This is a genomic window from Bacteroides gallinaceum (assembly GCF_030373775.1).
Taxonomy (GTDB): Bacteria; Bacteroidota; Bacteroidia; order Bacteroidales; family Bacteroidaceae; genus Phocaeicola; species Phocaeicola excrementipullorum.
Map to the genome: position 1 here is coordinate 1 of NZ_JAUDEN010000050.1, position 12,706 is coordinate 12,706.

10 protein-coding genes and 1 pseudogene are annotated in these 12,706 nt (G+C 41.9%); 4 read left to right on the plus strand and 7 right to left on the minus strand.

Annotation, left to right across the window (positions count from 1 at the left end):
• The first annotated feature begins 1,286 nt into the window (after positions 1-1,286).
• Both QUW60_RS14625 and QUW60_RS14630 read left to right on the plus strand, forming a co-directional pair.
• Complete coding sequence (locus QUW60_RS14625; RefSeq protein ID WP_289561408.1) at positions 1,287-1,940, plus strand: S1 family peptidase; 654 nt, start codon at positions 1,287-1,289, stop codon at positions 1,938-1,940.
• A gap of 2 nt (positions 1,941-1,942) precedes the next feature.
• Complete coding sequence (locus QUW60_RS14630; protein WP_289561410.1) at positions 1,943-2,410, plus strand: hypothetical protein; 468 nt, start codon at positions 1,943-1,945, stop codon at positions 2,408-2,410.
• A gap of 157 nt (positions 2,411-2,567) precedes the next feature.
• Here the strand turns inward: QUW60_RS14630 and QUW60_RS14635 are convergent, their stop codons facing one another.
• The 6 genes from QUW60_RS14635 to QUW60_RS14660 form a co-directional block, all read right to left on the minus strand.
• Positions 2,568-6,488: an Eco57I restriction-modification methylase domain-containing protein gene (locus tag QUW60_RS14635; protein WP_289561412.1), complete on the minus strand. Its 3,921-nt coding sequence runs from the start codon at positions 6,486-6,488 to the stop codon at positions 2,568-2,570.
• Positions 6,485-7,519, minus strand: a complete 1,035-nt coding sequence (locus QUW60_RS14640) for a restriction endonuclease subunit M (RefSeq protein ID WP_289561414.1) — start codon at positions 7,517-7,519, stop codon at positions 6,485-6,487. The genes QUW60_RS14635 and QUW60_RS14640 overlap by 4 nt, the downstream gene beginning before the upstream one ends.
• A gap of 255 nt (positions 7,520-7,774) precedes the next feature.
• Positions 7,775-8,977: a site-specific integrase gene (locus tag QUW60_RS14645; RefSeq protein WP_289561417.1), complete on the minus strand. Its 1,203-nt coding sequence runs from the start codon at positions 8,975-8,977 to the stop codon at positions 7,775-7,777.
• Position 8,978: 1 nt separating this feature from the next.
• On the minus strand, positions 8,979-9,458 hold the full coding sequence (locus tag QUW60_RS14650) for a hypothetical protein (RefSeq protein WP_289561419.1): 480 nt from the start codon (positions 9,456-9,458) through the stop codon (positions 8,979-8,981).
• A 3-nt stretch (positions 9,459-9,461) separates the two neighbouring features.
• Positions 9,462-10,382, minus strand: a complete 921-nt coding sequence (locus tag QUW60_RS14655; RefSeq protein WP_289561421.1) for a relaxase/mobilization nuclease domain-containing protein — start codon at positions 10,380-10,382, stop codon at positions 9,462-9,464.
• Positions 10,379-10,744: a MobC family plasmid mobilization relaxosome protein gene (locus tag QUW60_RS14660; protein ID WP_119965829.1), complete on the minus strand. Its 366-nt coding sequence runs from the start codon at positions 10,742-10,744 to the stop codon at positions 10,379-10,381. Before QUW60_RS14660 ends, QUW60_RS14655 begins: the two co-directional genes overlap by 4 nt.
• A gap of 857 nt (positions 10,745-11,601) precedes the next feature.
• On the opposite strand from QUW60_RS14660, the gene QUW60_RS14665 reads away from it, so the two are divergent.
• The gene (locus QUW60_RS14665) at positions 11,602-11,913 is read left to right on the plus strand and encodes a helix-turn-helix domain-containing protein (RefSeq protein WP_009319098.1); all 312 of its coding nucleotides are present in this window, start codon (positions 11,602-11,604) and stop codon (positions 11,911-11,913) included.
• Between the two features lie 33 nt (positions 11,914-11,946).
• Positions 11,947-12,249 (plus strand): helix-turn-helix domain-containing protein, encoded by a 303-nt coding sequence (locus QUW60_RS14670; protein ID WP_022459656.1) that lies wholly within the window; start codon positions 11,947-11,949, stop codon positions 12,247-12,249.
• A 75-nt stretch (positions 12,250-12,324) separates the two neighbouring features.
• On the opposite strand, the pseudogene QUW60_RS14675 reads toward QUW60_RS14670, so the two are convergent.
• Positions 12,325-12,706 (minus strand): annotated as a pseudogene (locus tag QUW60_RS14675) (Fic family protein); the annotation flags it as partial.

The window sequence follows — 12,706 nt, forward strand, 5'->3', positions numbered from 1 at the left end:
AATTATATTACTGTAGGCAAGATGAGTTAGGATTAGATTCGCAGCCTACTACAGTTTCCTCCATTCCTTCAACTGTCAGGGTAGAAAAACGAACTAGACGAATTGTTACCAGACTATGCCAAGGGTCTTACCTGTGACCGCCATCTGACCATTCAATTGCTATATAAGGAATACTCTATGTTCCAACAGTTATGGGTATACTCAATTCAAAAAATAAATCCGTATTACCAATATAAACATAAATCTTTCTTATCACGCAACTATATACTTGGAAGGGAAATCTGGATAGACTTTGCCAGTTACAAGCTTTACATAATCGACCGTAAGGCGCATATACATGCTTTCTTGGTGGTCTTGTGCTGCATTTCTCCATTTGGCAGACTGAAATAAGTCAGTCCTTGTATCATGCGGAAATGCAGTTCATCAGAAATCAAGAATTGAACACATTAAAAGAAATATAAGGAACTAATCCTCCATTTTTTATGTAACAATCCTACTTTTTCTTATTTAATTGAGAAAATTTCTGTAAACATACTTGTTGTTTTCCCAAAAATACGTATCTTTGCAAAAACAAACATCCCCCAAGGGGGGAGCCTTGAGGGATGCTTTGTTTCAATTAAAGGATGCTCATCCTGAAATGAGCGGCCAAATTAGGCTGGCCAGGTGCCTAAAGAGTAATTAACCCCAAATCATAATTAATATGACTGCAAGAACTGGAGAAAGATGTCCTGTAAGTGGAGTTTGGAAAGTTGACGGCTTTCCTACTACTACAGCACCTATTGCTAAAGGCAACGTAATGCCTCCTTATTGTGGTAAAGCGGTAACATGGAGATTAATCCAATACGCTTAACCTTTTGTATGAAGAGAAGGTCTTGGTAAGGATTTTATTTTCTTCCAAGGCTTTCAAATCAACAAATGATTAATGTGCATATACACATATGCCAATAACATTGTAGAAGGCAAATTACCCCTGAATAATAATGGCTATGGGATATATTTTATATTAATCAGCTGCAAAATTAGTGATTTGCCTTGTAAAATACAAATATATTGTGTTTTCTTGAAGCTGAGCCATTAATTAAATAAAATAAATATGGGAATAAAACCAGGACCAAAGAGAATTGCAATATCTACTGGGAAACCAGATAGAAGACAGAGAGACAATAAAAAAACTCCCGGCAATACACCATCTCTTAAGCCTCACATTCATAAGAAAGGCGATTGATGAATATAGCTGGGTATTTCGATACCCAGCTATTTAGGAACTATTATAAGTACAATTTACTATGGATATTATAAACTTACATAGATTAGTATATACTGTTGGAAGAATTACACCAGCAGGAATACAGTTATTGGGAACTTGCTTCTTATTAAATAAACCAGGAATATTTGTAACTGCAGCTCATGTTACAAATAATGATGATAACAATTTAGTTGTAGCGTTAAATCCAAACACAAATATGCTAACATATCAGGATACTTCTGATACTAAAGTTGTTTATATTAAGGTCAATATTGAAAAAATAGATCCAGTACATGACATCTGTCTATTAAAATCTGACAAAGATATATTTTCTAATATTTGTATTGGTTCTACAGATGACATAATGGTTTCGGAACGATTGAGCATAGTAGGATACCCGCATTGTACTCAAGGACGTAATGTACTAACTTATCAGGAAACCACTGTTGGAGCCAAAATATTGATAGAGTCATCTTATGTGAAATCAAAGCATTTAGTCCTTAATATTCAAACTAGGCCTGGACAATCTGGTAGCCCTGTATTTAGAGAAACAGATTCGAAATTAGTTGCTATGGTTATTGGTTCTTATGCGCCTAACAGTCAGGGGGCTATATCGCTAGGTGGTGTTGATCCACATACTTTGCATCAAACAACTCATGCCGTTTCTACTGAATATATTTTAAAAATGTTATAACTATGACACTTGATGAATTTATTCAATTGCCTCCTCAAGAAATTATAAAAGGGCTCGATTCATATCAACAAGATATAATTAATGTTATATTGGATAGAACAAATAATAATTATTTAGAGGCTGCAGACAAATGGTTGATTGCATCACCAAGTAATACTGCTAAATTTGGTGGTGATTCTAGTCATTCTGCTATTTATCGTGATAAAATAGTTTTAGAAGTTGAGCGTTTTTTATGTGGTAATGACCCTGTTTATGAAAAGGAAAGAAGGGAGCTTCAGTTAAATTCTGATAAAACCCAACAATATATTATAGGAGTTTTATCTACTGCTATTGGTTCTCAACTAGGTGTTGTTGGTACATTTATATCACCAGTAATAGTATTAATTATTATTAGTATGGGTAAAATGTGTATTAATGCCTGGTGTGAAATGCGAAAAGAAATTAGGAAAGAAAATGAACATGAAAAATAAAAGGTTTCATAGCTAGAAGGGTTTTAACTTTCGTTTTGCCTAAAATAGTCGTATCAAAACAATTCAAGAAATGATACGACTATTAAATTTTTAAATATTCCCAATACATTTATAGTGTTTTTATAATTTTGTAAGGGTAGAGGAAGGAATAAAACTTTTATATTAACTTTATCATTTTTTCTATGAAAGAAATTTCTTCTCTTGATAAATCATACTTGATATACAACTGTTTGTCTATATCATAAATGCTCTTATTCCATTCTATATCAGATTTTTCCGTAAAATCTTGCAATGGAATAAACTGAAACTTGTCTGGTGAAAGATTTATAGAAGATACAGCTAACATTAATAAAAATCTAGCAAAACGAGTCTGAATGTATTTATATTCATTTTCAACAATAGACTTATCTTCCGAAGCACCAATAATCAAATATGAATCCGTACAAACATCGTTTGGCCCTATAATTTCTGTCCTTGAAACTATTCTGAACTGGCCGTTTTTATCAGGTTCACCGGCATGTTCAGCTGTTACTTTGCTCATAAGAATTTTATATTTAGAAAGTAGTTGATTCGAAACTGAAACAGCAGTTTTAGGAAGCCATGACACCCCTTCACTTGATATTAAACGAAGATCTCCAGATTTATCGCCTCTAATATTTGATGATAAACCAAATGGATTACGTGTACTTACTATTGAGGCAAAGGTTTTATCTGATTGACATTTCTGAATTATATGGATAGCAGGATTATAGCGGATGAATACTGCAAACTGATCTAATGGGCGTGATACAGTGTCACGTAATAATCCTTGGACAGTTGTAATCGAACAATCCCCATGGTGGTTAGCATCCCATAATATGTAATTTACACCTCCACCAATACTTGATGTTGGGAAACAATCCTTTGCATTTATATAATCGAAAATATAACGAATTCGTTTATCAGACAACATATTCGCTCTAAATGAGTCCAATCCTTTACCTCCTGCAAACCATCTAGAAGGCATAATCATGGAAATATATGTTGGATTTATAAGTTTAGCTATTTCAATAAATAAGTTATAAACAGGTTTTGCACTGACCCCAGCACCTCCATCCATAATTTGATATGGTGGATTTCCTACTATAGCATTAAACTTCATATTGTCATTATCTATGGCTTTCCAGTAAGAATGACCTTTGGCAACTTTGGCTATAAAGTTTTCCGGCTTGTTCTTAATCTGGTTGATTAAATCTTCAAAATATCTTGTATTTACTTTTGCTTTACGGAATCCGGTAAGTGTACGTTTGGTAATACTCTTCGCCATTGGAGTCTTACAGATGACAAAGATGTTTTCAGCTATGACCTTGTCCCATACAGCTTGCTGCTCTTCTACTGTTTCTACAGCGAAAAGAGAAGCCTTTGCCCTTGCCCGGTAAATGCCGTATGCCATATAGAGCGGATAAAGTCCGGATTTGGAATTGATTTCCAGAATACAGGATTCAGGGGAGAAAACTTCTGCGGTAACCTCTCCTTTGTCTATAAACCGTGGTTCAGAAATTACATTCTGATACTCTGTATCATAGAAATTATATCCTCCCAAACAATCACCGAGGTGCATGTTTACCACTCGCCACGGAGTAAGCACCGTCTCCTTGTCCGGATTACGGAAAGTACTGAAGATATCCGTAATTCGTTCGATTCGTTCCTCAATACTCAGTTTGTCCGCAGCACGGGCCATTGCACGGATTCGTTTTCCGGCAGCACAGAATATTTCCGGATCATAGTATTTTTTGAAGCTGTTGAATTTCTGCTTGGTCACTCCCTTGGGCATGAACTCTTCCCATGACTGCGGGTCAATGAGTGAGGCAAAATTATCAATCGTGATTTCCTGATTCTCATCACTCAGTTCCGCACCATAAATCAACAGGGGCATACGGATGGAAATGCCACGGAGTATGGAAATGGCTGCTTCCCGGTTCTTTGTCTTCATTTTCAGTTCTTCCAGCCGTTTCCGCTCTTCCTCTGTAAGTTCCTTCTTAGGTTTCTTCTCCAGCTTCTCCTTTTCCTCGTATTCCTCATTGTTCAGACCTTGACTGTTGATATCCACCTGATTGGTTTTGGGCATAGCCTTGGTCTGACCGATAATCTTTTTCAGGTCATCGAATTCCTGCAGTTCCAGGTCATCCAACTTCATCAGCTCATCATTATACAAGCTGTTGTCCTCAAACCCGTTACGGACGACACGTTCCACATATACCCGTTTCAGCTGTTCCAGCATACGGGGTACGTCAAAGCGGTTCATCTGTGAGCCTTCAATGGATATGATGGGACAGAAATTGATAAACTCTCCCATGGCCTTGCGGTCACTTTGTGAAGTCTTTCCAGCCTTGGCCGATATTTTGGCGGTTTCGGCTATCACTTTCAGGGTACGGTCCGGAGCAAAATCAAAAACGTAGCACTGCTCCTTCATCCGTCCATTGATGGTGGCAGGTGTCTGCACGCGGAAGATGGTCTGCATATAACTGGATGCGGCTGTATTATAGGAACCGGACAACATGAATACGGCAGTCCATGCCTTTACACTTACTCCGGTCGTCAGTCGTCCGCAAGAAAGGGTAATGGTTCGTGTGACATCCGGATCTTTTCCGATAGCCTGTTCTACGGCTTCCAGAGCATCACGGCTCTCTTCATCCTGATCACCGTCACCGGCTACATTGACCACCTTGAAATGCTGGAACACCGGATGTGTCTGGAGCATGGCACTCAGTGCCCTTGCTTCCTTCACACCGGGCACCATCCAGAGTGTATGGCGGAAAATATTCCGATATTCCTCGTTGGCATATGGATAAAGGCTGTCCTTGTCCTCCTTGGTAAGAAGATTCAGAAAAGCCCGCACATCTTTTTCATGACAGAAACCGCCAGCCTCATTGACTCGGAAAAATTCCCTGAAGTTAAAGGCGACATCTTCATCTACAAATTCATGAAGTAGCCGTCCCAAATCGTAGGTATAGATATTGAGTGTAGGCAGTGAGGCATACGGATTGGGGTCACCAAAATGGAGTTCGTCCCAGCTCATCTTGGCCCACTGTTCCATCACATAGTCCCATGTATAGATTTCATCCTCCTTGAAATCATCCAGCAGATTGAATGGAGTACCTGACAGGCGCAATACTTTGGTCTGTTCCTTGACCAGCTCTCCCATAACCGCTTTACCCAGTTCGGTCTGGGTGCCTTCGTGCGCTTCATCAACGATAATCAGGTCCCAATCGGTAGCAAATACTTCGTTGTTTTTGTCGAAGTTGCCACCAACAAGTTCAGAACCACGCAAATCCTGCATGGATGCAAAATAGACATAATGCAATCCGTGGCTTTCTGCCTGCCGTTCAAGACTGCTGTAGCTTTCCCCGTTGTTCTTGGAACCGTATGCAAAATCCTTGCGGTCGTAAAATATCTTACCGAAATCCTCAAACCATCCGGCATCCACCACAGGACGATGAGTCAGAATCAGAGTACGCTGAAACTCCATATCCTTGACAACTTGTAGGGCAGAAAGTGTCTTTCCAAAACGCATCTTTGCGTTCCAGAGCATCTGGTTGCCTTTCTTAAACTGCTTCTTGGTTTTGTTGATGGCTTCCTGCTGTTCCGGCCGGAATATAATTGGAGAATATTCACGGGTAACTTCCGCTGATGAAAGGGAGCTCCGCCCTTCCTTGACAGCCGCAATGGCACGCTTGACGGTTTCCAGATCGGTGATGAACCATTCATTGGCTTTGTTGACTGTATCGAAGACTTTCTTTTTGATACCGGAGCGTTCCAAGACATTGTGTACCTCTTTGTCGTTGAATGAACGGAGTCCGCCACGGTTATAAACGGTCAGTTCCGTATATAGCAGATCGTATGCGATGCCTGCCGTCTGTGTATATTGGTTGATACGCTTTCTTGCCGCTTCATTGAGCGCCTTGCTGTTAGGAAACAGACCGAACACGTTTTCATCCTCACAGGTTGCCTCGCCAATCTTCAGGCATCCATGGTGCGCCGTATCATTGATACGGAACACATAGATCAGTTTTAGTTTCAGGGACGATGTGAATCTCATGCTTCTTCATTTATGAGGTCGATAAATCGGATTCGTTTCCCCTTTTTGCCTGTTGTCTTGTCTGTAGCCCGCCAGTCCTTGATAATGCAGTAAATTCCGTTGTGCTTGGTCAGGTCATTTTTCAGACAGCCCTCGCACGGTTCCCGTCTTTCAATCGTACCGAACAGGCTCGGTTCCGTCCGCAAACGTTCTCCGCAACTGTCCGGAACAACACCTTTCAGTCCGTCCATCTGCCATACATTCCAAGAGATGATATAGGCTATATGGTTGATGGATTTAATTTGCGGATCTTTACCGAACTTGTTCCGGTAATATTCGATGAAGGATAAGAGAAGTGCTTCACGGGCAAGAAGAAGACTGTCGCCCTGCCATTCATAGGCATAGATGCTTCTGTAAGCATCCTTGGCTGCCTCCAGCCATTCACGTGTTGTCGTGGTATTTTCACTGACAATACGGAGCTTACGGTCAAGCAGGCCGATACGTTTCTCCACAGGAATGAATGTTCCGGTAGTCGTATCATACCTGCTTACCAGATAAGGAGCTTCTCCACAGGTGATTTCCAGCCGGTTTTCCCGTACATAGTCTTTCCATGTCCTGCCTTCAGGAAAAGCAATCTTATTAGGATTGATTTCCCATGAATGTGTACCGTCTTTAGAGGTCACTTCATGGTTGAATACATTCTTTCTGCCAAACCAGACTTCATCGATAAGGTTGTTCTGGGCATTACATATCCAGGACGGAGTAAATACCTCCGCCATTTCCCGGGAACGTGTGCTTTGGGTATCCCTGTGTTTCAGTACACGGGGCATGACCACATGACCGTTCTTTCCGGTTATCAACTCTGGGAGAATCGGTGACCCGTATTCATAACCTTTGCCGAGCGGTTCATAATCGGAAGTAGCCCAGAATATATTACACTGTTTTCCTTCCTTGCTCGTTGTATGATCTTTGAGCAAGGTATTCAGTAAGTCGGGTGAAAGTTCTTTCAGCCTGTTCTCCTGTATGTCGGCTTCTCCGGTCGTTTTCTCCATCTTCTTTCTGTGCGTAAAGGGGATGAGAAAGTCCCGGTGTCTGCGTCTTTCTTAGACAGAGGGAGATTTCGGGCTATAAGGCTGATTTGCTGATGAATTATATGTAGAGTTGCTAAACAACAGTTGAAATTCAATGACTTCCGGATGAAAATCCAACGGCCGGAATTGCAGGATTTTCAATAAAATGTATAACTTTGCGCAAGAGTGAGTCCCTCTGTCTAAGAAATGAATGCTTTTGCTAAACGTTCTCCAATCCTACAGACTTTTCAGAATTTGTGCGTTAGCCTTATCCACTACGGAGTTATCCAATGAAGCCAGATAAATTTGTGTGGTCGCCTCGGAATCATGTCCCATTCCTTCACTGATAACCGAAATCGGAATGTTCTTGCCTTTGGCTGCGCTTGCCCATGAATGGCGGGCACAGTACATGCTAAGAGGAACGGATATATCGGCCAGTCTGGCTATTTCTTTAAGGTGTCTGTTTATTCCGGACATGACATTCCTGTAATGCTTGTGCATATCCTTAAAAGGATATTTCAATACCGGCAAAAGATAAGGACTGAGACTGTCTTCCGGGTATTTGCCGACAATCTCCTGCATGCATTTTTCCCACCTGATAACCAGCTGCTGCCCGGTCTTTCGTCTGCGATACGATAAAAATCCGTTCTGAAGATCTTTCTTTTTCAGGTGAGCCATATCTATGAACGACATGCCACGGGTATAGAAGCTGAACAGGAACATGTCCCTTGCAAATTCCAGATTAGGCTGTAAGGACAGATCCAGATTCTTCATACGCTTGATGGCGGATAAGGGAACGGCACGTTTGACGGTCTTGTCCACTCCCGTATAGACATGCCTGAAAGGATTGCGCTGTTCCATCAGTCCCTTTTCCTGAGCACGGTTATATGCCGCCCGAAGGATACGCATATAGAATGAACTGGTATTCCGTACGGCACCTTTTCCATGAAGGTAGGCTTCATAAAGCTGCATCAAATCTGAATCAATTTCGGACAGCAGAACATCCCTGTCCCCTCTGAACTGCATGAAACTTTTCAGGGTGCAGGAATAATTTTCAGCCGTGCGTATCTTGCCCATCTGTTTTAGACGGGCTATGATACCCTGCATGAAGTTGAAAAACGACTGTCCCTCTGTATTGCTTTGAAAAGAAGCTATAATATCATCTGCCGTATATCCGGTTTTCCGGTTATCCAGTTGTCGGATAATCATGTCCAGCCGCTTCAGGTCCCATTCCATGCGTTCCTGCAAGGAAAGGAGCAGATTGCTTCTCTCCGAACTACCGACAATGATACAGCTTCCAGCTTCGTTCCATTCATCCGTAAATATCCGGTAATCCGTCTTTAACTGACGGATTACACGGTTCTGGATAATCTGATAATAGACGGTACCTTCCTTTCCTTCTATGGTGGAAGGTCTGAATTTTACTTTCACACTGGCCATATCAATCGGATTCAGATTTTACCTGTAATTTAAGTTTCTCCTGCATCAGGCTGTCGGAAACAGCTTTCAGTTCGTTCTCGTAACCATCGGCCTGTTCTCTGATCCATTCGATGGCCTTCTCGTCACGATGGATGTCAAAAACCTTGTTCAACCAGAGAATATCTCCCGGAGTACATCCGCTCCAGGAGCGGATGGCACGGAACTTCAGGGCGTCGTCTGCATATTGCCGGTTGGATTGCCAAAGTCTGATATTTCCCCATAAGGACAGGCTGCATACCACACCCATTCCGACCAAAAGAGAAAATACTCTGCTTGACCTGAGGTCAAAACTATGCCGGTGAATATGCCTTACGCATGTCGGGATCACTTCTTCTGCCTGTCTGCCAGTTGGTGTTCCGGCCTTCTGTTCCAGCTTCCCGTTTATCATCTCAATCTTGTTCTTGATTTCTTCAAACAAAACATATACATTGTCTTTTTCCATACTTTACCATCTTATTTTACGTTGTTTTTTCTTTTTCTTCTTTCTCAAATAATCGTCCGGATAACCTTCTGGTTGTTCCGGTTGTGGGTTCGGTGTGAACAGACCAAAAGAATCGCTGTACAATTCACAGCCATGCGATTCCAGTTGATAGGTCGGTTCACTCTGAACAGCTACCTGTCTTTGGGTTTCCGAATGTGACGGTGTCTTTAACGCGGCATCTATCTTGGAATAGCTAAACTGTCTGTCAATCTTGGAACCGCTGAAGGAATAGCCATTCATGATAAATACGATACCCTGTATTTCATCCGAATTTCCCTTGTATTTGAACCGTACATCCACTCCCTTTTCGTTTAATCCGGTAATCAGTTCCTTCCAGTTTCCGGCCTTTCTGACTTCCGTTTTAAGCAGACTGTAAAGTTCATACTTTGTCTTGTCCGGTTCCCTTAAACGTTCAGTCTTGACATGATCCTTACCTTTGGCCATGTGTAGCCCATATTTCAAGGTCAGTTCCTTGCAGATGCGTGCACTCCGTAACCGCTCGTTTTTGTCGGATATGGTCCTGCCGTCATTATCTATCCGATTGTAGGCGATATGTATATGAGGATGCTCCTTGTCGAAATGTCTGGCTATAAAGAACTGTGTGTTCCTTATGCCCATCCGTCCCATGTATTCCAAAGCTATTTCTGCCATAATCCGGCTGGTCAGCCTGCTTTCATCCTCTTTGGAAAATCCCAGTGCAATGTGTCCGACCGGTCTGGATACTTTCGGATTCATGTCGGCCTGTGCTTCGAAAGCCTTTGTTATTGTGTCAACATCCTCAATGAACAAGCCGGCATGTGCGATAATCCTGGCATTCTTTTTACTGTCAATGATATAGCCGGTAACCTCACGGAATCCGCTTCCCTTTACAATCTTCGCAATCATAGCAGGATATGGTTCAGCAGTTCTTCGATTCTTGCCACCTGTACACGGCATTCCAGCTTTGCCGTATCGAATCCTCCGGCATTTGCCTTATGAGCCAGCTGGTTCAGATTGTTTGCCATACCGCATAGCTTACGGATATAGTCGGAATGTTCCGCTGTAAGTCTTTGCCGTACATATCCCTTACGGAAACATTCTCTCAGGTATTCGCTTGCCGATATGCCTGCGCTTCTTGCCCTGCTTTTCAGTGTATAGTAATCCGGTGTCGCCAGTTTCACGGTAACACGGTATTTCAGTTTGTCGGTCGTACTCTTGGGAGGACGGCCGCCCTTGTTGTTTCTTTCTGTATTCTTTTTCTTTTCCATCTGTTGACTATTGTATAAAATGAATGTACTGATTAGACCAGCGGGATGAACCTCTCACTGCGTCCAGTAGTGGGAGCAAGCGGTTTCGGTCTGCCCGAAACACAAACTTGCTCCACTAAAAACCAGAGTCCCGCTATTTTGAGCTGCTCTGAATATACCCTCTATAAATTCGGGAGAAATAATACCGTTACCGGTATCATCTTATGGAGGGGACAGGCCTGTTTTTCCGTTTCTGTTCATAATGTATTTTCTCATTTTGTTTGCCATGTTCCGATATATCTCAGAATGAATTGTCCGGCAAAAAAAGAATATAAGTTACCAATAGTCAAACAGTTGGTCGGGATGTGGCAATAATGTGCCCAGTTGCAGTTTGTATGCAGGGCAATCGGTGTGGAATGCGGTATTTCTCCTGTTTGATGAAATAATGAACCGGGGATTCAAACAGTTACTGATCTATTGACTTGAATATTTACTGACTTAATGTCGTATTGTCGTACTGTAGTAAATATTCATGTCTGTGAATCATTGAAGGAACGCTTCTTTGCTTCCTTATCTAATCAATGGTTTGGAAAAGTGATGAAGTAAGGTTACATGGAAATAAGTCGTTCCTTATCCATTGCTATGGACCTTTATTGAATCAGGTTCATAGATCTTTTATTCTGTAATTCATTATCAGATGGAGTCCCTGAATATAGGGATATTTGCAGAAAATGATATGAATGTGACCTCATAACTAGGATAATCAGCGCCACATGCTGCCAGTTAAGCGGAAACCATTGCCTTTCAGAATATATGGCTTTTCTTTGTCGCAAACAACGAAAAAAGAATAAACATCAATCAACAAAAAAGGAAACGATATGGAATTTGTAGGAATAGAAAAACAACTGTTTGAAGAATTGGTGCGTAAGTTTGAATACTTTGAGCATCGGGTCATGGAAATTTGCAACCGGGAAAATGACAGGACGCTGCACAAGTGGATGGATAATCAGGACGTATGCCGGTATCTGAACATCTCGCCCCGTACCCTGCAGACACTCCGTGATAACGGTACCCTGCCTTTTTCTCAAATCAATCACAAGATATTCTATAAGCCGGAAGATGTGCAGGGTATCGTCAAGAAAGTTGAGGACAGAAGAAAAGAGGCTCTTTACAGAGGACGTAACATATAACAGTTAAACAATAACCACTAAATCCATAATAACATGAGTGAACTGAGAACAGACAGCAGAGAATGGGTACACCGTATCATGGGAAGTCTTGACCGTATGTTAGTCGGGATTGAGAATCTGGCGGTCGGGAACCGTCCCGTGCTGGGCGGTGAACGCTATCTGACCGACAAGGAAGTGTCGGCACAATTGAAACTGAGCAGACGCACGCTTCAGGATTATCGTAATGAAGGGAGAATATCCTATTATCAGTTGGGAGGTAAAATCCTTTATCGGGAGAGTGATATTGAGAAAATGCTTCAGGAGAATTATCGGGAAGCATATATGAGTGGTAAATAAAAGATAAGCATAAAGGCTGTGTGCCGGTCTGGATGAACCGATGTCACACAGCCTTTATGCTTGTATGATGAACGATTATACATCTTCCGGCATGGGGATGACAATGATAGACTCATTGCACCGGATTCCGTAGAATACGTCACGAACCCGCCCCTGCTGGGGTATCAGAATACCCTTTTCTACCAGATCTTTTATATCGCGTGCTGCTGTATCCGGTGATACCTTTGCACGTTTTGCCCAGTTCTTAGCCGTCAGTTTGCCGGGATAACCGTCCAAATATAAATTCAAGACCTCACGTTGTCGTTCGGACAGGACTGTTTCGGCATGGGTTTGCCAGAATATGGCCTTGTTAAGAACCTTCGACAATGTTTCGTCGGATTGCTCGACGGAACGGAGCAGGCAGTCAAGATACCAGATAATCCATTCAGTAATTTCGCAATCTCCCTTCTGCGTTTTT